Raw genomic sequence first — 25,458 nt, 5'->3', positions numbered from 1 at the left:
TTTACACGTCTTTTTTTATTTTGATTCAAGTGCTTTTACAAGGCGGATAAGCCAGTATAAGAAGAGCCATGGCAATATATAAGTTGTTACAAAGCGTATGAAATGAGAGAAGATTCCTAAAACATGAATGTTGATGTTAAAAAGGGGAAGTAACAAATATTTAATTGCAAGGATTATAATAATGATAATAAATACATTATTGAGTTTATTGTGTTGTTTCATAACAATCCACTTCCTTTACAATAAAATCCATTTTTTTCATAAAGTATAGCAAAAATAAAGATGAAAAAGAATGAGTAATTATTATATTGTACATGAATTTGGTATAATGAAGGAACGAATGTTCTTGGAGGAGGGTGGTAGTATGCGAGAAATGTATCCGAAAAATGGTCGTGTTATTTTACATGTAGATATGAATTGTTTTTTCGCATCTGTTGAAATTGCCCATGATCCAACATTAAAGGGAAAGCCATTAGCGATTGCCGGGAATGAAAAAGAGAGAAAAGGGATTATCATAACATGTAGTTACGAAGCGAGAGAGTATGGAATACGTACGACGATGCCCCTTTGGGAAGCAAAGCGATTATGTCCGCAACTAGTTGTAAGGCGTCCTAACTTTACATTATATCGCGAAGCCTCATTTCAAATGTTTCAAATCCTTTCCCGTTTTACAGAAAAGATACAACCAGTTTCTATAGATGAAGGGTATTTAGATATTACAGATTGCTATGTGCTAGGTTCGCCGCTTGAAATAGCAAAGATGATTCAACAAGCGTTATTAACAGAGTTACAGCTTCCGTGTAGCATTGGTATTGCTCCAAATCTTTTCTTAGCAAAGACTGCTTCTGATATGAAAAAGCCACTTGGTATTACAGTGCTTAGAAAACGTGATATCCCAGAAGTCATTTGGCCACGACCAGTTGAAGCGATGCATGGAATTGGAGAGAAAACAGCTGAAAAACTAAAAGATATTCATATAAATACAATTGGACAGTTAGCAAAAGGAGACGAGCATATCATTCGCGCTAAAATTGGAAAGCACGGTGTTGATTTACAAAAGCGTGCAAAAGGTATGGATGATAGGGATGTTGATCCGAATCAAATGGGACAACATAAAAGTGTTGGAAATTCGATGACTTTCTCAAAGGATATGGATGAAGAGAAAGAATTGCTTGATATGTTAGGGAGACTGTCGGGCTCAGTGAGTAATAGACTACAAAAGCGAACTCTTGTCAGCTATAATATCCAAATTATGATTAAATACCATGATAGGCGGACGGTAACACGAAGCAAACAATTGAAAAATGCAATTTGGGAAGAACGTGATATATTTCAAGCTGCATCACGTTTGTTGAAACAACATTGGGATGGTGATTCCATTCGTTTATTAGGTGTTACAGCTACTGAATTGGAGTGGAAGACAGATTCGGTCAAACAGTTAGATTTGTTTTCATTCGAAGAAGATGCGAAAGAAGAGCCGCTACTTGCTATTATTGATCAGATTAATGATAAGTATGGAACACCTCTTTTGCAGCGAGGTAGTCAATTATTGCGTAAGCAAGAGAAGTCGTTTCAGCAAAAACTAGAAAATAAATTTATGTAGAAGGTGCTATGAATATAAAACCTTCTTTTTTAGATGGAAAAGAGAATCCGGCCATGAGAAGAAGCGGTCAGAACCTTTTTCAGCCCCATGCCAAGTTAAAACAAAAAGATCGAACGAGTATGGATTACTTTAAGTTATTCCAAGCAGTTGCTAATAACTTGAAAATAAAAAATGGGTGTATGTAGAAGGTGTCATGAATATAAAACCTTCTTTTATATTCATGACACCTTTATGATTTAACTTGCTTCTAAATCTAGTGAAGTTTTCCAGCCAGCGGCAGTAACACCAGATTCTAAAAGCATTCTACTTACTATTTTTTCGATTAAGACAGCTGCATTTGTATTGCAATGTAATGTAGCTTGTATAGATACCTTTTTGTTAGAATCAACGTCTTCACTGTACAATTCTTTTAAACCGATACCTTCTGAACTTACCATGTGCATGAGAAGAAAACGAATATGTGCTTCATTTTCTTCTGAACAAGTAAGAGAAAGTAAGTAGTTTGTTTGCTCAGGTAAATCTTCTTTTGATTTATTATTCATAAATAGAGCGATTGGGCGTAGTAGTATATTTGCTAGTAAGACGCCGGCTGCACCTAGCATAGCTGCAACGAGGAAGCCAGCGCCTGTAAGAGTACCTACAGCAGCTGCACACCATAAAGTTGCCGCTGTATTTAACCCTCTAATACTAAAACCGTCACGAATAATAACACCGCCTCCTAAAAAGCCAATACCACTCACAACTTGAGCAGCGATACGTGATGGGCTAGCTTCATGATCAAGCATGACGGATAATAAAACAAATATACAGGCACCAAGTGATACGAGAGCGTTTGTTCGTAGCCCAGCCATTCGATGTCTCCATTGTCTTTCCATTCCGATGCAAGCTCCTACAATAATTGCTATAAATAATCTTAATACGATGTCATACCATACCATCATGGTCACCTCCATACATTTAAGTACATGGTATATTTTTTAAGAATGAGTGAGAAATACCCACTCATTCTTATTTTTACAACCAGCTATGAAACTTTTTAATATAAAGTTTTTTCAGGAATTGTGTTAAGAAAGCATAACCTAATAATATTCCTATTAACCATGGGAAGTAGCTTAGTGGTAATGCTTGTAAACCAACTGCTGCACCAAGTGGTGAGAACGGAATGTAGATACCAATTGCCATAATACAAGCAGTTAATAAGAGAACTGGTATTGATGCAGTACTTTGAATGAATGGAATCTTCTGTGTTCTGATCATGTGAACAATTAATGTTTGCGTTAGTAACCCAACGACAAACCAACCAGATTGGAATAGCGATTGTTCTCCAGGTGTATTTGCACCGAATACATTCCACATGACAACGTATGTGATAATATCGAATATAGAGCTAATTGGGCCGATACAAATAATGAAATTACGTAAGTTTGCAGTATCCCATTTTCTTGGTTTTTCTAAAAATTCTTTATCCATCTTATCCCATGGAATAGAAAGTTGAGAAAAATCGTAAAGTAGGTTTTGAATTAATAGATGAATTGCAAGCATCGGTAAAAATGGAATGAAAGCACTCGCCACTAATACACTAAATACATTTCCAAAATTAGAGCTAGCTGTCATTTTTATATATTTTAAAATATTGCCGAACGTAGTGCGACCTTCTAAAATGCCTGCTTCTAATATAGTTAAACTTTTTTCAAGTAGGATAATATCGGAAGATTCTTTTGCAATATCAGTAGCAGTATCAACAGATATCCCAACGTCAGCATCACGTAGTGCAACGGCATCGTTAATACCATCCCCCATATAACCTACAGTGTGACCATTCCCTTGTAATACGCGAATGATGCGAGATTTTTGCATTGGATTTAGTTTTGCGAACACTGTTGTTTCTTCTGCTAGTTTTGCTAATACTTTATCTGGTAAAGAATCAATTTCGTAACCGAGGACAGGCTCCCCTATATTTAATCCAACTTCCTTGCAAACTTTTTTTGTAACAATTTCGTTATCGCCAGTTAAGATTTTCACTTGTACGCCGTGTTTATGCAATGCTTGAATTGCAGAAGCAGCAGATGGTTTTGGTGGATCTAAAAAGCCGATATATCCAGTAAGAATCATAGCGGATTCATCTTGTACCGCATAAGCTTTATAATCAGGTTTGTTATCTTTCTTGTATGCTACAGCGATGACACGCATTCCTTCACTATTTAAAGTTTCGCTAAGGTGTTTTACATTTTCTCTCACTTCTTCAGTAAGAGGGACAATTTGCCCATCCACTTCAGTGTAGTTGCAAATTGATAAGATTTCTTCTACGGCACCTTTACAGACCATTGTATGTTCACCTGAAATCTCTTTCACGATGACAGACATACGACGGCGAGCAAAATCAAATGGAATTTCATCTAGTTTTTGAAAAGCTGATGGATCAAATTTATGGTTTTCCTCTGTATGTTCAATGACAGCTTTATCTATTAAATTTTTCAATCCAGTTTGATAGAAGCTATTTAAATATGCAAATTGTAAGACGCGATTACATTCATTTCCATTAGGATCTAAATGACGAACAAGGACAACTTTATCTTCTGTTAAAGTTCCAGTTTTATCTGTACAAAGGATGTTCATAGCACCTAAGTTTTGAATAGAGTTTAGCTGTTTTACAATTACTTTTTGCTTAGACATGTTAACGGCACCTTTAGCTAAATTAGCAGTTACAATCATTGGTAACATTTCAGGTGTAAGACCAACTGCAACGGCAATAGCAAAGAAGAAAGCTTCTTGCCAATCTCCTTTTGTGAATCCATTAATGAGGAGGACAATAGGTGTCATAATAAGCATGAATGTGATTAAGAGCCAACTTACTTTGTTTACGCCTTTATCAAAGCTTGTTTCTGCACGTTTTCCGATAACCTTTTTTGCCAAAGAGCCGAAATACGTATCCGTACTTGTTGAAACGACAACAGCTTTTGCGCTACCGCTAACAATATTTGTACCCATGAAGCAAAGGTTTTCCATATCGAGTGGATTGTAATTTTTTTTCATGTTTTTCGGTAATATATGTTTATTTTCCGTATGGTAGCAGTTTTCATATTTTTCTACCGGAAGTGCCTCGCCTGTTAAGGAAGACTGATTTACAAATAAATCTTTAGCCGATAAGATACGCACATCAGCTGGAACGATATCACCAGCTGAAAGTGAAATGATATCACCAGGTACAAGTTCTTCAATTGGGATTTCCGTTGTATGGTTACGATTTAAATTCATTACGTTTTTTGTTTCGTGTATAAATCCATTTATTCTAGAGACGCTTGCAGTTGTTCGAACCATAGCTTTTAACTTATCTGCAGCTTTTTGAGAACGAAATTCTTGAAAAAAACGAATCGTTGCACTTAGTAGTACCATCACAGATACGACAATTGTTCCTTGTATGTCATCTGTGAAAAAAGAGAGTACTCCAAGAGCTAACAAAACAAAAATAAATGGGTTTTTAAATGCCAGCAGAAATTGAATATACCATGGCAATGTTTTATTATGAGCAATTTCGTTCGGACCATATAAAGAAAGTCTACGAGACGCTTCTTGTTTAGAGAGTCCATCTTGTGTTGTGTCTAGAAGTTTTAACGCAGAGTTTACATCTTGCGTTGCAACTTCCACTAATAATTCGTTATTTGTTTTCATGCTATCTTGATCGTAAGCATGCTTCGTTTCTTGTCTTTGTAAATTTAACATTGGTAGTTCCTCCTTTTCATGAAGGAGGAAACAATCTGTTACTCGACTATATTAAACAGGGAGGAACAGCTTCTTTCCTACCTACATGATGAAATATTAACGTAAAACATATGGGTATCTGGGCCGAATCATCACTTGCCACTGTTCCTCACCTCCGTACAATTAGTAGTTTCTAAATATGCTATGTTTGTTTCATAGTAAGGTGCATAAAGATATAAAAAAGGCCTTTACTCAAAACGAGTAAAGGCCTGAATTCGCAGTTAAAAAGAGTCAACAACAAAGACTGTTATTAAACATAGATAAAAACAGTTTTTGTGTATGACAAAACATACGCACCTCTCCCTCGTTGAGTTTTAGCACTGTATAGCATAGGTACTGAAACCAGCTACGTTAAGAAAGGCCTTCATTCCGACCTTTCCTGTTGACCCATTGGCGTCTCTCGACATTTTTGGGCAGCAGCGTTTCTCTATACAGGAGCCTCACCTAACAGAGACCATATTCAATTACAAGTTGAATATTAGCACTGTAAATTTGTAGTGTCAATATCTTTTTTGTCTCTTTTTTTTTGAAAAATTAAATAGATTCATGATGGCTATATAGTAGGAAATAAGAGGTGTTTTTTTGGAAATAAGGTGGGGAATAAATACTTTAATGGATATAAATAAAAAGCACTGATTACAGTGCTTTTTATTATAGATTATGAGATTGTAGGATTTTCAAAAATAACAATTTCTGAGCTGTTTGTTGTTGCAATGCGTTGTGCGTAATATGTTAAAGCTGAAGAAATATATGTTGGTAACGTCTCATTTGTATGTGATGTTGTATATTCATGAATTAATTCTTTTAAAGTCGTCCATTCTAGTTGTGCTGGGTGATCAGAAACGAAAGAACTTACCCAGCGATCAAATGAAGATGAAAAATCAGTTTGTAAACGAAATACTTCTTTCATAATAAAATGCTCCCTTTATATGTGATATAGTTATATTACTACAAAACACGAACGATTGTTAAGTTTTTTGTTTTTAACGTTCGTGTTATATAGTTGTCTAGATGATTGGTTATGTAAATTCAATTTGCCATTTGAAATAACATTCCGTAAGATGAAGAGTAGATTATATAAAGAGCTGGAGGAAAGAAAGTGGAATTTGTATTTTTAGGAACTGGTGCAGGTGTTCCTTCAAAAGGAAGGAACGTTTCAGCAATCGCCTTACAATTGTTAGAAGAACGAGGGCAAACGTGGCTATTTGACTGTGGTGAAGCGACTCAGCATCAAATTTTACATACATCTGTGCGCCCACGACGCATTGAAAAAATTTTTATTACGCATTTACATGGAGATCATATTTTTGGCTTGCCGGGTTTATTAGGGAGTCGTTCTTTCCAAGGAGGAACAACGCCGTTAACGGTGTATGGACCGAAAGGAATTAAACAATTTATTGAAGTAGCGTTATCGGTAAGTACGACACATGTAAAATATCCACTTGAAATCGTTGAGATTACAGAAGAAGGCATTGTGTTTGACGATAATGAATTCTATGTAGAAACAAAAAGGTTATCACATGGAATTGAATGTTTCGGATATCGTATTGTAGAAAAAGATATTCAGGGAGCTCTTTTAGTGGATAAGCTGCTGGAAATTGGCGTGAAACCTGGTCCGATTTTTAAACGCTTAAAAGATGGTGAAGTAGTTGAATTAGAGAACGGTACTGTACTAAGTGGAAAAGATTTTATCGGTTCACCTCAAAAAGGGAGAGTTATTACAATTTTAGGCGATACACGATATTGCGAAGCGAGTAAAGAGCTTGCGCAAGATGCTGATGTACTTGTTCATGAAGCAACTTTTGCAGCAGAAGATGAGCAACAGGCGCATGATTATTTCCATTCCACAACAAAGCAAGCTGCGAGTATCGCACTTAAGGCAAATGTGAAGCGATTAATATTGACTCATATTAGTTCGCGTTATCAAGGAGATACATATAAGGAATTATTGAAAGAGGCACGGGAGTTATTTTCTAATACAGAAATAGCGATGGATTTAAAATCATTCCCAGTAGAGAAGTAATATTTTCGTAAAAAAATGGTAACGTACGTTTGCCATTTTTTTTATTTATGATAATTTTTTTTTACTCAAACTGTTATCATTTCATGTTTATATGGAATAATACAGAGTTTTGTAATGGTTTGAATATATAGGATGAAAATACATAATACCGATTATTTAGACAAACTGTTATATAAGCACGCTTATATACAACTAATACAAACAAGGGAAATGGATTTTTGTTCAGAAATTTTAAAATTCAATAAAAGTAAGCGTTTTATAAAAAACAAGCTATAATGAGGGCACATTATAATTTATCGTAAGTTACAGCGTGCGTTTTAGCCATTTTTCGTAACAAACGAAATTGACTAAAAAGGGAGAGGGCATCATAGAGATTATTAAGGGAACGGTATTACTATTATTTGTACTAAGTCTTTTTTCACTCTTTAGTTTTAAAGCGCCAAATGGTATGAAAGCAATGGAGCTTTAGCAAATGCGGCCGTTGCAAGTTTCTTAGTTGAAGCTTTTCAATTATACGTTGGTGGAGATTTGATTGGTATACCATTCCTAAAAGAGGTTGGACAATCAGCAGGTAGTCTGGGCGGAGTAGCTGGTGCAACTTTAGTTGCATTAGCAATGGGTGTATCACCTGTTTATGCTATGCTTGTAGGGGCTTCTGTGTTAAAATTTGGTTTGCTACCAGGCTTTATTGCTGGTTATCTCATATCATTTTTAATAGTAGAAAATAATCTTTTCATAGAGTTTTAGGGGGAGTTATGATGAAGTATCGCTCAGTGTTTGATATTATTGGTCCGGTTATGATTGGTCCATCAAGTTCACATACAGCAGGCGCTGCAAGAATGGGGCAAGTTGCTCGTCAGCTGTTTCGTCATGAGCCAGAGAGAGTTAGCATTTCATTATATGGTTCATTTGCAAAAACATACCGTGGTCACGGTACGGATGTAGCGTTAATCGGTGGAATACTAGGATTTGAAACAGATGATTTACGTATTCCAAGTGCGTTAGACATTGCAAAAGAACGCGGAATTGAAGTGGAATTCATTGAAGAAGATGCAAATGCTCCACATCCTAATACAGCGAAAATTCGTCTGTATAAAGGAGAAGAGGAAATCGAAGTTGTTGCTTGCTCAATCGGTGGCGGTAAAATCGAAGTTGTAGAATTAAACGGATTCGATCTTCAATTATCAGGAACGAGTCCAGCGCTGCTTATTGTAAATAACGATCGCTTTGGTGCTATTGCAGCTGTAGCTTCAATCCTTGCAAAACATGAGATTAACATTAGTACAATGAGTGTTTCTCGTAAAGAAAAAGGAAGAAGAGCGCTTATGGTCATTGAAACAGATGAATTATTAGCAGACGAAGTGATTGAAGAAATAAATGGGCAACAAAATATTTGTCAAGTAACTATTATGGATTAATTGCAGGGGGGACACATCATGTTTCGGAACGCAGCGGAACTAGTGGCGCAAGCTAAAGAACAAAATGTAAAAATCGCAGAAATTATGATTCAGTGTGAAATGGAAACAAGAAGTATATCACGTGAAGAAGTAATTGCCGGAATGGAAAAGAACTTAGTCGTGATGGAACAAGCAGTAGAACGCGGTATTCGTGGTGTAAAATCACCGACTGGTTTAACTGGCGGGGATGCTGTGAAAGTTCAAGCGTATATGCAGAGTGGAAAAGGCTTATCCGGGGATACAATTTTGGACGCAGTGAGTAAAGCTGTTGCGACAAATGAAGTAAATGCGGCGATGGGAATCATTTGTGCAACACCAACAGCAGGATCAGCTGGAACAGTGCCAGGCGTACTGTTTGCACTTAAAGAAAAATTACAGCCTACACGTGAAGAAATGATTGAATTTTTATTTACAGCAGGAGCTTTCGGTATGGTTGTTGCGAATAATGCTTGTATTTCTGGTGCGGCAGGAGGTTGCCAAGCTGAAGTAGGTTCAGCGAGTGGAATGGCAGCCGCAGCCGCAGTTGAGATGGCTGGTGGAACACCAGATCAAGCAGCTACAGCGATGGCGATTTCTTTAAAGAACATGCTTGGTTTAGTATGTGATCCTGTTGCAGGGCTTGTAGAAGTACCTTGTGTAAAACGGAATGCAGCAGGTGCTTCAAATGCCATGATTTCAGCTGATTTATCATTAGCTGGTGTAACTAGCACAATTCCATGTGACGAAGTAATTGAGGCGATGTTTAGAATCGGACAAACGATGCCAGTAGCACTTCGTGAAACAGCTGAAGGTGGACTTGCAGCAACACCGACAGGTCGTCGTCTGCAAGAAGAGATCTTTGGGAAGAGTAATAATTAAGAATAATTATGAGAAAACGGAGCTCAAATAAAGTTGAGCTCCGTTTTCTATTTTTCGTTTGTGATTTGTTCTAATGTTTTTCCGAGATCATGTGATCGTTTCGTCGCTTGTGTAATACATGAGACTAGTGCTTGTTGAAAATTATGCTCCCGTAATACTTCTATTCCTGCTTCGGTAGTTCCGCCAGGAGAAGTAATTTCTTTTCGCAAAATAGAAGGGTGTTTTTCACTTGCTTTTAGCATTTCAGCAGCACCAATCATCGTTTGAAGAATAAGTGATTTTGCAACATCTTCTTTCAGACCAATTTTTTTTGCAGCTTCTTCCATTGCTTCCACTACGTAATAAATATAAGCTGGTCCGCTTCCGGATAATGCAGTGACAGCATGCATATCTTCTTCCTCTACAACAGAGACGAGGCCAATCGTCTCAAATAAAGCTGTTGCAGTGCGAATATGTTCTTCCGTTGCATGTTCTGAAGGTGAGATGGCGGTAGCAGATTTTAAAATAGCCGCAGATGTATTTGGCATTGCACGAATAATCGGAATGTCTTTTTGAAGTAGGTTTCTAATTGAATGGGTAGAAACACCTGCCAATAACGAGATAATAAGCAGGTTGTTATTTATATGTTCTTTAAGAGGGATAATCGCTTCTGCGACATCTTTTGGCTTCATAGCTAGAAAAAGAATATTTGCATCAGTAAGTAATTCTTTTTTGTTATGTGTACCTTTAGTCCCGTATTTTTTATGTAACTCCTGTAATCGTGTCTCGTTAGAACGATTACTTACAGTAATATGTTCCCCTTTGACAACATTTGCGTCTAATAAACCACCAATAATTGCTTCGGCAATAGAGCCTGCACCGAGAAAGGAAATATTTTGAATAGACATGATGTTCCTCCTTTAAATTTGGTTAGAAATGCTTATAAATGTACATACATTCGGTTTTTTATGGGAAACACCTCTTTTTATCTGAAAATAATGACAAATTTGTGGAGAAGTTGTAAACTGAAGAGGTATTCATTTTTGAACCGGAAAGAAACAGGGGGGGCTAAGCATGACGGCGATTCATCGAATGGAGATTCCTGTTCCATTTGCAGTTGAGACAGTGAATGTGTTTTTAGTTGAGGGAGAAACATTAACGTTAATTGATACAGGGACAAATACAGAAGAGGCAAAGAAGGCACTAGAAAGTCATTTAGATGTATTAGGATATAAGATAGAAGATATTGAAACGGTAGTGATTACGCATCACCATGCGGATCATTGTGGACTTTTAAATACATTTTCTGAAAAAGTAAATATTATCGGACATCCTTGGAATGAACCATGGATTACGCAGAATGCCGAGTTTTTAAAGCGGTATCATGAATTTTTTAAAGAGACAGCACTACAGTTCGGAGTTCCAGCAGCATTTTTGAATGATGAGGCACTATTGACGACGAAGACACTTAAATATTCTTGTAATAGATCGTTAACACACACTGTGAGAGAGGGAGATCGTATAGATTCGTTACCTGGATTTACAGTGATTGAAACGCCAGGTCATGCTTCTACTCATATTTCATTATATAGAGAATCTGATGGAATATTAATTGGTGGGGATGCGCTCATTAGTCATATTTCTTCTAATCCAATATTAGAACCACCATATGAAGGGCAAACAGAAAGAGCACGTCCATTATTGCAGTACAATCAAACGTTAAAACGTTTAAGTGAGATGAATATTTCACGTATTTTATCAGGACATGGGGAAGATGTTTTGAATGTGAAACAACTTATTGAAACGAGGTTACAAAAGCAAGAAACACGAGCGTTTAAAGTGCTTGAGTTATTAAAAGAAAAGCCAATGACAGCATTTGAAGTATGTGTAAAATTATTTCCGGTATTATATAAAGAACAATTGCCACTTACTATCTCAGAAACTGTTGGACAATTAGACTTTTTAGCATATAATCAACAAGTGATGATTGATGAATCTTCGCAACAATTGATTTATTATGCAAAGTAGGTGACAGCAATGACGGGACGTTTACAAGAAAAAGTAATCGTCATTACAGGTGCTTCTAGTGGAATTGGAGAGCAAGTCGCAATGCAGGTTGCGGAGCAAGGAGCGACTCCAGTATTAATGGCTCGAACAGAAGAGAAACTACAAGCATTAGCAGAAAAAATTAAAGCAACTTATAATACGCCTTGCTATTACTATGTATTAGATGTAAGTGAAGAAACGAAAGTACAATCAGTTTTTTCAAAGGTATTACAAGAAGTAGGACGTATTGATATATTGGTAAACAATGCGGGATTTGGTATTTTTAAAACATTTGAAGATGCGTCAATGGATGAAGTAAAGGATATGTTTCAAGTAAATGTATTTGGATTAGTAGCTTGTACGAAAGCAGTATTACCTTATATGGTAACAAGGAACGAAGGACAAATTATTAATATTGCTTCATTGGCTGGAAAAATTGCAACTCCGAAGTCGAGTGCTTATGCAGCAACAAAACACGCTGTATTAGGATTTACGAATAGTTTACGTATGGAGTTATCTAACACAAATGTGTATGTAACAGCAATTAACCCGGGACCGATAGATACGAACTTTTTTGAAATAGCCGATCAATCAGGTACATATGTGAAAAATATGGGACGTTACATGTTAAAACCAACATATGTAGCAGAACAAATCGTAAAGGCGATGCAAACGAAAAAACGTGAAGTAAACTTGCCGAAGTGGATGGGAATTGGGCCGAAGCTCTATGCATTATTCCCGGGGGTATTTGAACGTGTTGCAGGTAAATCATTAAGTAAAAAATAGGAGATTTCCATATGGAAATCTCCTATTTTTTTATTTTCCGGTCACATAATCGTAAACGATATCTTCAACCGCCTCGTACACATCAATTTCAGTATTTGAATGAATTATCGTTTGAATATGTTTAATTAACATTTCCTGATCCTCTTTTGAAACAGGATTACATTGATATTGCCGAAAACTTTTTGTAATCATTTTCTCAATTAATTTTTCATTCATGTTTTTCCCCGCCCATATGTATACATGTATTGTTTTATTGTACTTGAAGTGAAATGAAAATACTACCATACATAATTTTTGTATAAAAATTCATCTGCGTATATTATTTTTCTAGTAAAATTAAGTTTTTAAAGTTTTTAAAATTAATAAATATTTAATTGACTCTATAAATATACAATATTATAATCATACTTAATTTAAAGAATCGATTTAAGGAGGAGCATATGAAAGTCGCAATTATTGGAGCAACTGGATATGGAGGTATTGAATTAATTAGGTTATTAGAGCAACACCCCTACTTCTCAATAGCATCTCTCCACTCCTTTTCGCAAGTTGGTGAATGTATAGCGAATGCATATCCGCATTTGCGGAGTGTTCTCGTTCATAAGTTGCAAGAAATTGATGTGGATGAAATAAGGAAGGTAGCGGAGATTGTATTTTTAGCAACGCCCGCGGGAGTATCTGTGGAGCTCACACCAAAATTATTAGAAGTAGGTTTGAAAGTAATTGATTTATCGGGTGACTTTCGTATGGTAGATCCTTCGCTATATGAAATGTGGTATAAGCGGCCAGCTGCAAAGGGAGAGATTCTCAGAAAAGCAGTGTATGGATTAAGCGAATGGAAAAAGTCTGAAGTTCAAAGTGCGGATTTAATTGCAAATCCGGGATGTTTTGCAACAGCGACATTGCTAGCGGTAGCGCCGTTAATGCAAAACGGGATAGTTGAAGAAGATTCAATTATTATAGATGCAAAGTCAGGAGTATCAGGAGCGGGAAAAACACCAACAACAATGACTCACTTTCCAGAACTATACGATAATTTTCACATTTATAAAGTAAATAAGCATCAGCATGTTCCTGAGATTGAGCAAATGCTTATAGAATGGAATGATGAAGCGAAGCCAATTACATTTAGTACACATTTAATACCGATATCACGAGGGATTATGGTTACACTCTATGCAAAAGTAAAACAAAAAATCAAAATGCAACAACTTCAAAAGTTGTATGAAGAAACGTATCACAACTCAGCTTTCGTTCGAATTCGTTCTCAAGGAAAATTCCCAAGCCCGAAAGAAGTAAGAGGCTCAAATTATTGTGATATTGGGTTAGCCTACGATGAAAGAACAGAAAGAATTACAGTAGTTTCTGTTATAGATAATATGATGAAAGGTGCAGCGGGGCAAGCGATTCAAAATGCAAATATATTAGCGGGATTGGAAGAGGCAACGGGTTTACAGCATATTCCGCTTTATCCATAAGGGGGAAATTATGATTAAAGAATCGTCCATTAATAAATTAGAAAATGGTTCAATTGTCACTCCGAAAGGCTTTTCGGCAATTGGTACTGCAAATGGTTTGAAAAAGGAGAAAAAGGATATAGGTGCAATCATTTGTGAAGTGCCAGCATCGTGTGCCGCTGTTTATACAACAAATCAAATGCAAGCAGCGCCGTTGCAAGTAACGAAAGATAGTATAGCGGCGGAAGGGAAATTACAAGTAATCGTCGTTAATAGTGGAAATGCAAATGCTTGTACGGGAATGAAAGGATTGCAAGATGCTTACGAGATGCGAACATTAGGAGCTGAACACTTTGGAGTAAAAACGAATTACGTCGCGGTCGCTTCAACAGGTGTAATTGGAGTACCTTTACCGATGGATATAATTCGAGAGGGAATTGAATCACTTGTACCAACAAAGGAAGTAAGTGAAGCTCATTCTTTTTGTGAAGCGATTTTAACGACGGATCTTATGACGAAAGAATCTTGCTATGAGATGATAATTGACGGAAAAGAAGTAACAATTGCTGGGGTCGCAAAAGGTTCTGGGATGGTTCATCCCAATATGGCAACGATGCTTAGTTTTATTACAACAGACGCCAATATAGAGAATGACGTATTACAAACAGCACTATCACAAATTACGAATCATACATTTAATCAAATTACGGTGGACGGAGATACTTCTACGAATGATATGGTCATCGTTATGGCAAGTGGATTATCAGAAACGAAGCCAATAAGTATGGAACATAAAGAGTGGGAAACTTTCGTAGTTGCTTTACAAAAGGTATGTGAAGATTTAGCAAAAAAAATTGCGCAAGATGGTGAAGGGGCTACGAAGTTAATAGAAGTAAATGTGCTAGGGGCTCGAACAAACGAAGAAGCAAAGAAAATCGCAAAGCAAATTGTCGGTTCGAGTCTTGTGAAAACAGCAATATACGGTGAAGACCCAAATTGGGGGCGAATAATTAGTAGTATTGGCCAAAGTGAAGTAGCTATTAATCCAAATACAATTGATATCACCCTTCAATCTATCAATGTGTTAAAAAATAGTGAACCTCAAATGTTTTCTGCAGAGGGAATGAAAAAAAAATTACAAGAACATGAAATTATTATTGATGTGTATTTACATTTAGGAGAAGAAACTGGATCTGCTTGGGGCTGCGACTTAAGTTATGAATATGTGAAAATAAACGCTTGTTATCGTACATAAGGAGAGAGAAGATGAGTGATTATATTGTAGTTAAATGCGGCGGGAGCATGTTGAATCGATTAAATAGTGCGTTTTTTGAGTGCATAAAGAAATTGCAAAAGAATTATAAGATAGTTATTGTCCATGGCGGTGGCCCAGAAATTGATGCTAAGTTAGAAGACTATAATATCAAGGTAGAAAAGAAAGATGGGTTACGAGTAACACCAAAAGAAGTTATGGATGTTGTTCAAATGGTGCTATGCGGAAGTACGAATAAAAAGTTTGTAATGAATTTACAAAAGCATAATTTACTTGCAGTTGGGCTTTCAGGGTGTGACGGTAAGTTACTTCAAGTTCAGCCTGCCAGCGAAGGGATAGGATATGTGGGAGAAGTAAGTTATGTAGAAACAGCCTTATTAAAAGGATTAATAAATATGAATTATATTCCTGTTATTGCTCCAATCGGGATAAATGATAATGAGATTTATAACATAAATGCTGATACCGCTGCAGCTGGGATTGCGGTCGCATTATCCGCAAAAGAACTCATTTTTATTACGGATGTAGATGGAATATTACATGAAGGAAAATTGGTAAAGAAAACGGACGAATCTGAAATTGTTACTTTTATAGAAAAAGGAGTTATTACAGGCGGGATGATTCCGAAAGTACAGGCGGCACTGACATCTTTAAAAATGGGAGTGCAAAAGGTAAGTATTGTGAACGGTACAAAAGATTTTACTGAAGTTACAGGAGAGTGTATCGGAACGACGGTAACGAAAGGAGTGAGTATCGTATGACAAGTCATCTTTTTCAAACGTATGGGAGAAGAAATATTGAGTTTGTAAAGGGAAATGGAACGAAAGTTATTGATAAAAATGGTAACCAGTATTTAGATTTTACGTCGGGAATTGGCGTATGTAATTTAGGACATTGTCACCCTACTGTTATGAAAGCTGTACAAGAGCAACTTGATGATATATGGCATATATCTAACCTGTTTACAAACAGCTTACAAGAAGAAGTCGCGTCATTATTAACAGAAAATATAGCATTAGATTATGTGTTTTTCTGTAATAGCGGAGCAGAGGCGAATGAAGCTGCTTTGAAGTTAGCCCGTAAGCATACTGGAAAATCTCTCGTCGTAACATGTGAGCAATCTTTTCACGGTAGAACATTCGGAACGATGAGTGCGACGGGGCAAAATAAAGTGAAAGAAGGATTTGGTCCACTACTTCCGTCTTTTTTACATACCCCTTTTAACGATATTAAGGCGTTAGAGGAAGTAATGAGTGAAGAAGTTGCGGCGGTAATGGTAGAAGTTGTTCAAGGAGAGGGAGGAGTAATACCTGCTGATCTATCTTTTTTGAAAGCGATTGAAACATTATGTAATAAGTTCGGTTCATTATTTATTATAGACGAAGTACAAACAGGGATCGGAAGAACAGGAACACTATTTGCTTACGAACAAATGGGAATAGATCCTGATATCGTTACTACTGCTAAGGCTCTTGGAAATGGCATTCCCGTTGGAGCGATGATTGGCCGGAAAGAACTTGGAACGTCGTTTACTGCAGGATCACACGGTTCAACGTTTGGTGGGAATTATATTGCAATGGCTGCAGCGAAAGAAGTATTGCAAGTAAGTAAGAAACCATCGTTTTTAAAAGAAGTAAAGGAAAAGGGCGAGTACGTATTAGAGAAGTTGCGAGAGGAATTACGACATGTCGAATGTATTCAAAATATACGTGGTAAGGGGCTTATGATTGGGATTGAGTGTAAGCATGAAGTTGCAAGTTTTATAGAACAACTAGAAGAAGAAGGACTTCTCGTATTACAAGCAGGGCCTAATGTTATAAGACTATTACCGCCATTTATTGTAACGAATGAAGAGCTAGAACAAGCGGTATATATGATAAAAAAGATAGTTTGTACAAAAAATGCATCAATCATATAAGGGGGAAATTTCATGTCAACTGTACAAGTACCAAAATTAAATACGAAAGATCTTTTAACACTAGAGGAATTAACGCAAGAAGAAATCATTTCTTTAATTGAATTTGCTATATATTTAAAAAAGAATAAGCAGGAGCCTTTATTACAAGGAAAAATATTAGGTCTCATTTTTGATAAACATTCAACTCGTACTCGCGTTTCTTTTGAAGCAGGGATGGTACAGCTTGGAGGACATGGAATGTTTTTAAGTGGAAAAGAGATGCAAATTGGCAGAGGAGAAACGGTGTCAGATACTGCGAAAGTACTATCTCATTATATTGATGGAATTATGATACGTACATTCTCGCATGCAGATGTAGAAGAGCTTGCGAAAGAGTCCAGTATTCCAGTTATTAACGGTTTAACGGATGATCATCATCCTTGCCAAGCATTGGCAGATTTAATGACGATATATGAAGAAGTTCATGCGTTTAAAGGTATTAAATTAGCTTATGTAGGTGATGGAAATAATGTATGTCATTCGCTATTGTTAGCGAGTGCAAAAGTCGGAATGAATATGACTGTTGCAACTCCCGTAGGGTATGAACCGAATGAGGAAATTGTAAAAAAAGCGTTAGCGATTGCAGCTGAAACAGGGTCTGAAATTGAAATTTTGCATAATCCTGAATTAGCGGTAAGCGGAGCGGATTTTATTTATACTGACGTTTGGATGAGTATGGGGCAAGAAGGAGAAGAAGAGAAATATACTTTATTTCAACCTTACCAAATCAATAAAGAACTTGTTATGCATGCGAAGGAAACATATCGTTTCTTACACTGTTTACCTGCCCATCGTGAAGAAGAAGTAACAGGAGAGATAATAGATGGGCCACAGTCTGTTGTCTTTGAGCAAGCTGGTAATCGATTGCATGCGCAAAAAGCGTTATTAGTGAGTTTATTTCAAAATACTGGAAAACCTTCCTGAAAAGGAAGGTTTTTTTATATTGAAATGTCGGATGTATATTTGGTTAATTATCTCTATATCATTTATAATAAAAAGAGAAAATTAATTTTGTTTTTCATATTATGTAGGGACATACTAGATAGAAAAAATATAGTTAAAGAGATGATAATTGTGAAAACAACTAAGAAGACATATTCGTTTTTTCAACGGATGTGGAGAATATTAAAGTTTCAATATTATAAGTTACTGCGATCGCCAGAAGGAGCAAAGAAAGTGTCGTTAGGCTTTGCTATTGGATTTGGTTTAGAAATGTTAGTAATTTATACGGCATCGCTCGTATATTTAATATTTTATCCAATTGTCAGGTTGGCAAAGGGATCTTTTCCAGCCGCAGTCATTGGCAATATTATTGGGAAAATATCGTTTCTCCCAGTATTTTTATTTCCATTTGCTTACGCGTTAGGGAAAACGATTTATCCATTTCATGTAAAGAAAATACATCATGAACCATTTACGATATCAGATTTGTTTTCGAGCCATATTTTCACAATGTTAAAGAGCTTGTTACAGAGTGAAGTGTATGTATTGATTGGTATGACGATAATAGGAGTTGTGTTTGGGGTAATTTCATATTTCGTTGTGCATTATTTATATGAAAAGAATCGTAAGTTACGTTTGAAGAAAAGAAAGAAACGAGTGAGAGAACCACTTGTACAAATATAAAGAATGTCACATTCATTTTCTCCGTTGAATATGTTTAAGAAAAAGGGGGAGAGAATGAATGTATTATTATTACGTACCTCAAGTATACTCGTATCCAACATATTATCCGGTACATGATATGCGAAGACAATTTGGAGTGTATCAACAACCGCAGCAATTACAACAACCTCAACAACAGAATACGCAAGAGCGAAAGCCATATTTAATGACATGGCCGTATTCAAATGTTTATTATGGTAATTATTACGAATCATAAAGCTGCTTCTATTTAGAAGCAGCTTTATACGTTTGTTTTCAAAATTAAATTTTGAATGGTTTGAAGAGAATAAATGAGCTTTTCGCGCTCTTCCTCAGATAATGTTTGGAAATTTTCTTTTAGTTTGTCTAAAATGAATTGCTGATACTGACCTACTAGCAATTTCCCTTCAGCTGTTAGGGAAATTAAAATGACCCGTCGATCTTTTTCGCTATAATGACGCTCTATTAGTTCTTCTTGAATGAGTTTGTTTAATAGAGGGGTCATGTTAGGCCGTGATATCGCTAGCCGCTTGCCAATTTCTGAAACTGCTAATGTACCATTTTCATGCAAAAGCAGTAACACCTGTGTATGTGATGGCGGCATATGTCTTTGAGAAGAAAATTCTCCAGGAAGCATAAATTTGCGATAAAAAAGAGGCACTAGCGAAAGCAGATGATCAACGATACGTTCCCACTCGCGTGATTCCATGTAAAGGCCCCCTTCCACTATCATTGTAACAAAAAAGACAAGGTATAAAAATAGAATTGTTTCATGGTCGCCTTAATATTTGTAGGATAACACTTGCTTTGTAAATGTATTGGCAATAATCGCATAGCCGTTATCATTTGGGTGTACTTGGTCAAATAGTAAATCTTTTTTATCATTCGATATTAATTTTCGAATTGGTAAAACGATAGATGGTTGATTCGCTTTTGAAATAGCATAAACAGAATCATTCCAACCATCTAAAAACATATCTGCATAACTGGCAATGGAGTCATCGAGTTGTAAAGGGTTATAGAGTTCAGAGAGAATGAGTAAAGCATTCGGATTTTGATCTCGAACTGTCTTTACAATGTTTTTTACATCCGTTTCGAAACGAGCTTTTTCTTTATTTAGCATTTTAATACCATCTATAACACCTACATCACGATTTAAGCGAAATAAATTATTTCCTCCAATATTAATAGTAATGATATTCGCTTCCCTAATTTTTTGTTGAACTTCTTCGGACTGAACTTTTTTAGCGAGACGATCCGTAGTAAGGCCATTTACACCAAGATTTTCTACTGTAATTGGTTTATGAATTTGTTCTTCCAGTTGTCTGGAAGCTAATTCGGCAAATCCCCCCTGTGTAGACCCGTATCCTTTGGCGAGTGAATCACCTAATACGAGGTGATAAAAGGAGTCGTTCGTTTGTTTATCAATCCAACTTGGAGCAGATGGTTTTTCTGTTTTTTCTTTAATTTCTTTTTGTTTTGTCTCATCGTTCTTTTCAAAATTAGAATAAGAAATGATTAGAAGGAGGAGACAAACAATTGTTAAGATGACTTTTCTCATAAATTCATCCTCCTTGTAATTGGTAATTGTATCATATTCAGCAGTATAAGCAATGTAAGGGCATATTATATATTTATGAAAACTTCACAATAACTTTACAGAAAATTTGTAGAAGTGTGTCAAAAAATATTGACGATATGAAAGAAGTTTAGATATGATAATGTCAGATAAGGTGAAAATCGTCGCTCTAATAGAAGAAAAAAGTATGTGGTTAGGGACTGATGGAGATTCATTTCATTATTTTGGGGTAATTGTATAAGGGGGATTTTTTGTGAGAAAGTCAAAAAAAATGCTAGCTGGAGCAACTCTTGCTATTGGTGTTATAGCGCCGCAAGTATTGCCAACAACAGCTCATGCAGAGGAAAAAACTGGGGAGAGTACAGTTAACTTACGAATTTTAGAAACATCAGATATTCACGTTAACTTAATGAATTATGATTATTATCAAACGAAAACAGATAATAAAGTAGGTCTCGTGCAAACTGCAACGCTTGTTAATAAAGCACGTGAAGAAGCGAAGAACTCTGTCCTATTTGATGATGGGGATGCATTACAAGGGACGCCGCTTGGGGATTATGTGGCGAATAAAATAAATGATCCGAAGAATCCTGTTGATCCAAGTTATGTACATCCATTATATCGTTTAATGAATTTAATGAAGTATGACGTCATCTCTCTTGGGAATCATGAATTCAACTACGGTTTAGATTATTTAAACAAAGTGATTAGTAAAACGAAGTTCCCAGTTATTAACTCGAATGTTTATAAAGATGATCATGATAATAATGAAGCGAACGATGAAAATTATTTTAAACCATATCATATTTTTGAGAAAGAAGTAGTGGATGAATCAGGTGAAAAACAAAAAGTGAAAATTGGTGTAATGGGATTTGTTCCACCTCAAGTTATGAACTGGGATAAAGCAAATTTAGAAGGAAAAGTAAAAGCGAAAGATATTGTTCAAACAGCGAAGAAAATGGTACCGAAAATGAAAGCAGAAGGTGCAGACGTTATCGTTGCATTAGCTCATTCAGGTGTTGATAAGAGTGGGTACAATGTTGGGATGGAAAATGCATCGTTTTATTTAACAGAAGTGCCTGATGTTGATGCAGTATTAATGGGACATTCACATACTGAAGTGAAGGATGTATTTAATGGGGTTCCAGTTGTAATGCCTGGCGTTTTTGGCAGTAACTTAGGTATTATCGATATGCAATTGAAAAAGGTAAACGGAAAATGGGAAGTACAAAAAGAGCAATCTAAGCCACAACTTCGTCCGATTGCTGATGGTAAAGGAACCGCATTAGTAGAATCAGATCAAAAATTAGTTAATGAAATTAAAGATGATCATGAAGCAACAATTAATTATGTTAATACACCTGTAGGTAAAACGACAGCGCCAATTAATAGCTATTTTTCACTAGTACAAGATGATCCTTCTGTACAACTTGTGACGAATGCCCAAAAATGGTATGTAGAAAAGTTATTTGCTGAAAATGAACAATATAGTAAATATAAGGGTATTCCAGTTTTATCTGCAGGAGCGCCATTTAAAGCAGGTGGCCGAAACGGCGCTACATACTATACTGACATTCCGGCTGGAACGTTAGCGATTAAAAACGTTGCAGATTTATATGTATATCCAAATACACTATATGCTGTGAAAGTAAATGGAGCACAAGTGAAAGAATGGCTTGAAATGTCTGCTGGTCAGTTTAATCAAATTGATCCAAAGAAAACAGAAGAACAGCCATTAGTAAATACAGGATATCCTACATATAATTTTGATATTTTAGACGGTTTAAAATACGAAATTGATGTGACGCAACCAGCGAAATACGACAAAGATGGAAAAGTTGTAAATGCAAATACGAATCGTATTGTAAATATGACGTATGAAGGTAAGCCTGTAGCTGACGATCAAGCATTCATCGTTGCTACAAATAACTATCGTGGAAGTAGCCAAACGTTCCCTGGTGTAAGTAAAGGGGAGGTTGTATACCAATCGCAAGATGAAACACGTCAAATCATTGTGAAGTATATGCAAGAAACACCCGTTATTGATCCAGCAGCCGATCAAAATTGGACATTTAAACCGATTGTTGCAGATAAATTAAATACAACATTTGACTCTTCACCAAATGCACAAAAGCATATAAAGAAAGATGGAAAAATATCATATGTTGGACCATCTGAAAATGAATTTGCTAAATATGCAATTGATATAACGAAGAAGAATGATGATAAAGAAACTGGTGGAGGAAATCAAACGACGCCACCGAAAGGTGATGGAGAAAATCCGAAGACACCGTCAACAGATAATGGAGAAAACACAACACCACAAACAACAGAAGAAGGCAATAATGGTAATGAGCCAAAACAAGAAGAAAACAACACTGGATCTGGACAAACTACAACAGATGATCAAAATACAAAAGAAACAACAACAACTGTAAGTGAAAATAAAGAAGCTGAAAAAGATGAACATGATTTACCGAAAACAGGTGCAAGTGTTGCTTCTACAATTGGAGCTGGTCTGGCGTTTGTTGGAGCAGGATTACTTATGTTATTTAGAAGAAAGAAAGCAAGTAAATAGTAAAGTATTGTATGAGAAAAGGATTACCGATTACGGTAATCCTTTTTTATGTGTATATTATGAAACTGGTACTGCTTTTTCTTTTTTCCATGAAAGACCGAATCCAGTAAAGCCAACGATAATAGTTACGACTGGACAAGCTAAGCAGAAGATTGCGTATGGAGCGTAATCAAATGTTGGAACGTTAAGGACGTTTGTTAAGAATACGCCACTTACACCCCATGGTACGAGCGGATTAATAACTGTACCTGCATCTTCTAATACTCGTGATAAATTACGACGTTCTAAACCAACCTCATCGTATTTGTTAGCGAATGCTTGTCCTGTTAAAACGATTGATAAGTATTGTTCGCCGAGCAAGAAGTTTACACCAATTGCAGTTGAAGCAGTAGAAATAATTAAGCGTGTACTTGTCTTTACAAAGCTAGAGATGATATTCATAAGCTGCGCGATAATACCCATTCCTTGTAATAATCCTCCCATACAAAGAGCTAGGAAAATAAGGGCAATCGACATCATCATACTTTGCAAACCACCGCGAGATAATAAGCTATCAATATCTTTTATACCAGTTTTAGAAACGTAACCGTCCTGCATAATTTTCATTAAATCAGGTAGAGACGTACTTGGCTTGAAAATAAAGAGAATAATGATTCCTACTACGATTCCAGCAAGTAATGTTGGAACTGCTGGAACCTTTTTAAATGCGAATAGGAACAGTAATAAAATTGGAATAAGTGTAACGATAGAAATCGTTGCATTTTTTTCTAACGTACTAATAAAAGCTGAGAAATCAACATTGCCTCCAGATCCACTTCCTAAAATGAAAAATGCAATAAAAGCAATAATGAAAGCTGGAACTGTCGTCCAAAGCATGTTACGAATATGTTCAAATAAATCTACACCCGTTACAGCTGGAGCTAAGTTTGTTGTATCAGATAAAGGAGACATTTTATCTCCAAAGAAAGCACCAGAAATAATTGCACCAGCGATAAGAGCTGGATCGTATCCAAGAGCACTACCCATGCCCATAAAGGCAAGGCCTACAGTTGCAGCAGTTGTAAACGCACTACCAATACTTGTGCCAACAATTGCACAAACAACAAAAACAGTTGGAATGAAAATTTTCGGAGATACAAGTTGGAAGCCGTATACCATTAAAGTTGGAATTGTTCCAGCTGCGATCCAAACGCTGATTAATACGCCTACAAGTAAGAAAATAAATATAGATGGAATACCAGCTGAAATACTACTGATCATCCCTTTTTCCATAGTAGACCAAGAGATTTTTTTCATAAAGCCAAATGCTAATAAAATAACGATACCGAATAAAATTGGGATATGCGGTGAAACTTCTAATTGAATAACACTGAAGCCAATGCAGAAAAAGATAAAAATTGTTAAAAGAACAGATTCAATTTTTGAAACCATTGTTTTCCCCTCCTAATTAATCGAAAATAGTCTTTTTTATATAAAATTCGCCAATATTGTATATTTCCTTCTAAAATTTAGAATTTTGTGACAAATTACCGGTAATTTGTCACAAAATTCTATATGATACGGAAATGATTGGATAAAAAAACGTCCCTGCATATAATTATGCAGGGACGAAGAAATCGCGGTACCACCCTAGCTTGTGAAATGAATGTATCACGAAATAAAGGGTTATATAATATACGCGAATAAAATAAAAACGCCCCTGCAATATATGCAGGGACGAAAAATTCGCGGTACCACCCTAAATTGTGAAACAGTGTCGTTTCACCACTCTTTAGATATAACGGTCTATAACCGTCTTTCACTACTCCTCACGTTTCGTAAAAGAAGCTCCAGGGGGTAATTCATAAATCGCTCTGTACTGGTTCGCACCGACCACCAGCTCTCTGAAATCAGAAATCGAAATACTACTAAATCCTATCAACGCCGATTCATATGATGTTAGTTAAATTTTTATCATATATTCGTCTCACATGTCAATAAAAACATTCAAGATTTTTTTAAGGGGAATAAAGGGAAAATGTTTTTAAAGCTCTAAATTTGTGCGTTATAATGAAAGTGAAAGGGGGAGAAAAGAGTGAAGAAAAAAATAGTTCTTTTTACAACCTTATTAGTTGTTGGGAGTGGTGCTGGAATTTACACAGCTTTTGCAGCCTCCTCAGACCAACCAGACAAATACAAAATACAGCAGTCAGAAGTGAAAAAAGTAAAAGAAACTGAAGAGAAGAAATCAATGGAAAAAACAGCAGCGAAACTAGGGGTTTCTACCGAGGGAAAAACAAAAGAAGTGATTGAAAAAGAAGTAGACACTGCCAGATTTGAGCAGCGACACGATCTATTAATTGAGCATGCAAAACAACTTGGAATTGATACAGAAGGAAAAAAAGATGAAGAAATTATTTTAGAAATTGGAAAGGTAAAGCATGGAAGGTAGAACAACTTATCGTATGATAAGTTGTTCT

Annotated in this window: 24 protein-coding genes, 1 pseudogene, 1 riboswitch and 1 other annotated feature; of the genes and pseudogenes, 16 read left to right on the top strand and 9 right to left on the bottom strand. The window is 36.1% G+C overall.

The annotated features are described in order from the left end of the window. Nucleotides 1-15 precede the first annotated feature (15 nt). Nucleotides 16-222 (bottom strand): hypothetical protein, encoded by a 207-nt coding sequence (locus MR109_RS03370; protein ID WP_242271020.1) that lies wholly within the window; start codon nt 220-222, stop codon nt 16-18. A gap of 142 nt (nt 223-364) precedes the next feature. Between MR109_RS03370 and MR109_RS03365 the strand changes: the two genes are divergently transcribed. Continuing rightward, nucleotides 365-1,603 (top strand): DNA polymerase IV, encoded by a 1,239-nt coding sequence (locus MR109_RS03365; protein ID WP_242271017.1) that lies wholly within the window; start codon nt 365-367, stop codon nt 1,601-1,603. A gap of 236 nt (nt 1,604-1,839) precedes the next feature. On the opposite strand, the gene MR109_RS03360 is transcribed toward MR109_RS03365, so the two are convergent. From MR109_RS03360 to MR109_RS03350, 3 genes are all read right to left on the bottom strand, one after another. Further along, nucleotides 1,840-2,541: an MgtC/SapB family protein gene (locus tag MR109_RS03360; RefSeq protein ID WP_178939088.1), complete on the bottom strand. Its 702-nt coding sequence runs from the start codon at nt 2,539-2,541 to the stop codon at nt 1,840-1,842. 76 nt (nt 2,542-2,617) lie between these two features. Next, nucleotides 2,618-5,323, bottom strand: a complete 2,706-nt coding sequence (gene mgtA, locus MR109_RS03355; RefSeq protein ID WP_002173375.1) for a magnesium-translocating P-type ATPase — start codon at nt 5,321-5,323, stop codon at nt 2,618-2,620. Nucleotides 5,324-5,653: 330 nt separating this feature from the next. Then, a riboswitch (M-box (ykoK) riboswitch) is annotated at nt 5,654-5,821 on the bottom strand. A 199-nt stretch (nt 5,822-6,020) separates the two neighbouring features. Then, nucleotides 6,021-6,272 (bottom strand): DUF3932 family protein, encoded by a 252-nt coding sequence (locus MR109_RS03350; RefSeq protein ID WP_002173374.1) that lies wholly within the window; start codon nt 6,270-6,272, stop codon nt 6,021-6,023. A gap of 189 nt (nt 6,273-6,461) precedes the next feature. Here MR109_RS03350 and rnz point away from each other — a divergent pair, with 189 nt between their 5' ends. The 4 genes and pseudogenes from rnz (at nt 6,462) to sdaAA (ending at nt 9,700) form a co-directional block, all read left to right on the top strand. Beyond that, entirely contained in the window at nt 6,462-7,385 is a 924-nt protein-coding gene (rnz, locus tag MR109_RS03345) for a ribonuclease Z (protein WP_242271015.1), read from the top strand. 367 nt (nt 7,386-7,752) lie between these two features. Next, nucleotides 7,753-8,102: pseudogene (locus MR109_RS03340) on the top strand (PTS sugar transporter subunit IIC); the annotation flags it as partial. Between the two features lie 41 nt (nt 8,103-8,143). Continuing rightward, on the top strand, nt 8,144-8,803 hold the full coding sequence (gene sdaAB / locus MR109_RS03335; protein WP_002173372.1) for an L-serine ammonia-lyase, iron-sulfur-dependent subunit beta: 660 nt from the start codon (nt 8,144-8,146) through the stop codon (nt 8,801-8,803). 18 nt (nt 8,804-8,821) lie between these two features. Then, on the top strand, nt 8,822-9,700 hold the full coding sequence (sdaAA, locus tag MR109_RS03330; protein ID WP_025150097.1) for an L-serine ammonia-lyase, iron-sulfur-dependent, subunit alpha: 879 nt from the start codon (nt 8,822-8,824) through the stop codon (nt 9,698-9,700). Between the two features lie 47 nt (nt 9,701-9,747). On the opposite strand, the gene proI is transcribed toward sdaAA, so the two are convergent. Next, the gene (proI, locus tag MR109_RS03325) at nt 9,748-10,587 is read right to left on the bottom strand and encodes a pyrroline-5-carboxylate reductase ProI (RefSeq protein WP_048374134.1); all 840 of its coding nucleotides are present in this window, start codon (nt 10,585-10,587) and stop codon (nt 9,748-9,750) included. A gap of 166 nt (nt 10,588-10,753) precedes the next feature. On the opposite strand from proI, the gene MR109_RS03320 reads away from it, so the two are divergent. Both MR109_RS03320 and MR109_RS03315 read left to right on the top strand, forming a co-directional pair. Beyond that, the gene (locus tag MR109_RS03320; protein ID WP_002173369.1) at nt 10,754-11,707 is read left to right on the top strand and encodes an MBL fold metallo-hydrolase; all 954 of its coding nucleotides are present in this window, start codon (nt 10,754-10,756) and stop codon (nt 11,705-11,707) included. A gap of 9 nt (nt 11,708-11,716) precedes the next feature. Next, the gene (locus tag MR109_RS03315; protein WP_048374133.1) at nt 11,717-12,511 is read left to right on the top strand and encodes an SDR family oxidoreductase; all 795 of its coding nucleotides are present in this window, start codon (nt 11,717-11,719) and stop codon (nt 12,509-12,511) included. 30 nt (nt 12,512-12,541) lie between these two features. Here the strand turns inward: MR109_RS03315 and MR109_RS03310 are convergent, their stop codons facing one another. Next, nucleotides 12,542-12,727, bottom strand: a complete 186-nt coding sequence (locus MR109_RS03310; protein WP_002145860.1) for a YqzH family protein — start codon at nt 12,725-12,727, stop codon at nt 12,542-12,544. Nucleotides 12,728-12,951: 224 nt separating this feature from the next. Between MR109_RS03310 and argC the strand changes: the two genes are divergently transcribed. The 7 genes from argC (at nt 12,952) to MR109_RS03275 (ending at nt 19,080) form a co-directional block, all read left to right on the top strand. Beyond that, entirely contained in the window at nt 12,952-13,989 is a 1,038-nt protein-coding gene (argC, locus tag MR109_RS03305) for an N-acetyl-gamma-glutamyl-phosphate reductase (RefSeq protein WP_098473313.1), read from the top strand. A gap of 10 nt (nt 13,990-13,999) precedes the next feature. Further along, entirely contained in the window at nt 14,000-15,223 is a 1,224-nt protein-coding gene (gene argJ, locus MR109_RS03300) for a bifunctional glutamate N-acetyltransferase/amino-acid acetyltransferase ArgJ (RefSeq protein ID WP_242271006.1), read from the top strand. A gap of 11 nt (nt 15,224-15,234) precedes the next feature. Next, nucleotides 15,235-16,002 carry an acetylglutamate kinase gene (argB, locus tag MR109_RS03295; RefSeq protein ID WP_242271002.1) on the top strand — a complete coding sequence of 256 codons (768 nt, stop codon included), beginning with the start codon at nt 15,235-15,237 and terminating at the stop codon, nt 16,000-16,002. Further along, the gene (locus MR109_RS03290; protein WP_242271000.1) at nt 15,999-17,159 is read left to right on the top strand and encodes an acetylornithine transaminase; all 1,161 of its coding nucleotides are present in this window, start codon (nt 15,999-16,001) and stop codon (nt 17,157-17,159) included. Before argB ends, MR109_RS03290 begins: the two co-directional genes overlap by 4 nt. Nucleotides 17,160-17,171: 12 nt before the next feature. Then, nucleotides 17,172-18,122: an ornithine carbamoyltransferase gene (argF, locus tag MR109_RS03285; protein WP_242270998.1), complete on the top strand. Its 951-nt coding sequence runs from the start codon at nt 17,172-17,174 to the stop codon at nt 18,120-18,122. 150 nt (nt 18,123-18,272) lie between these two features. Next, nucleotides 18,273-18,824, top strand: a complete 552-nt coding sequence (locus tag MR109_RS03280; protein WP_025150106.1) for a DUF2062 domain-containing protein — start codon at nt 18,273-18,275, stop codon at nt 18,822-18,824. 58 nt (nt 18,825-18,882) lie between these two features. Next, nucleotides 18,883-19,080, top strand: a complete 198-nt coding sequence (locus MR109_RS03275; protein ID WP_048374127.1) for a hypothetical protein — start codon at nt 18,883-18,885, stop codon at nt 19,078-19,080. A gap of 24 nt (nt 19,081-19,104) precedes the next feature. On the opposite strand, the gene MR109_RS03270 is transcribed toward MR109_RS03275, so the two are convergent. Together MR109_RS03270 and MR109_RS03265 are read right to left on the bottom strand one after the other, a co-directional pair. Further along, a complete protein-coding gene (locus tag MR109_RS03270; RefSeq protein WP_002173352.1) occupies nt 19,105-19,551 on the bottom strand; it encodes a MarR family winged helix-turn-helix transcriptional regulator in 447 nt (148 codons plus the stop codon). A gap of 72 nt (nt 19,552-19,623) precedes the next feature. Continuing rightward, nucleotides 19,624-20,403: a GDSL-type esterase/lipase family protein gene (locus MR109_RS03265; RefSeq protein WP_002173351.1), complete on the bottom strand. Its 780-nt coding sequence runs from the start codon at nt 20,401-20,403 to the stop codon at nt 19,624-19,626. Nucleotides 20,404-20,674: 271 nt separating this feature from the next. Here MR109_RS03265 and cpdB point away from each other — a divergent pair, with 271 nt between their 5' ends. Beyond that, complete coding sequence (gene cpdB, locus MR109_RS03260; RefSeq protein ID WP_242270987.1) at nt 20,675-22,999, top strand: bifunctional 2',3'-cyclic-nucleotide 2'-phosphodiesterase/3'-nucleotidase; 2,325 nt, start codon at nt 20,675-20,677, stop codon at nt 22,997-22,999. A gap of 57 nt (nt 23,000-23,056) precedes the next feature. Here the strand turns inward: cpdB and nhaC are convergent, their stop codons facing one another. Further along, complete coding sequence (gene nhaC / locus MR109_RS03255) at nt 23,057-24,430, bottom strand: Na+/H+ antiporter NhaC (RefSeq protein ID WP_242270984.1); 1,374 nt, start codon at nt 24,428-24,430, stop codon at nt 23,057-23,059. A 278-nt stretch (nt 24,431-24,708) separates the two neighbouring features. Continuing rightward, nucleotides 24,709-24,929 (bottom strand) — a binding site (T-box leader). 144 nt (nt 24,930-25,073) lie between these two features. Between nhaC and MR109_RS03250 the strand changes: the two genes are divergently transcribed. Beyond that, nucleotides 25,074-25,430, top strand: a complete 357-nt coding sequence (locus tag MR109_RS03250; RefSeq protein ID WP_242270981.1) for a hypothetical protein — start codon at nt 25,074-25,076, stop codon at nt 25,428-25,430. The last annotated feature ends 28 nt before the right edge of the window (nt 25,431-25,458 follow it).

Source organism: Bacillus cereus group sp. BfR-BA-01310 (assembly GCF_022664325.1).
GTDB classification, from domain to species: domain Bacteria; phylum Bacillota; class Bacilli; order Bacillales; family Bacillaceae_G; genus Bacillus_A; species Bacillus_A paramycoides.
Note: the sequence above shows the minus strand (reverse complement) of the source record. Positions and strands in the feature narration are given on the sequence as shown.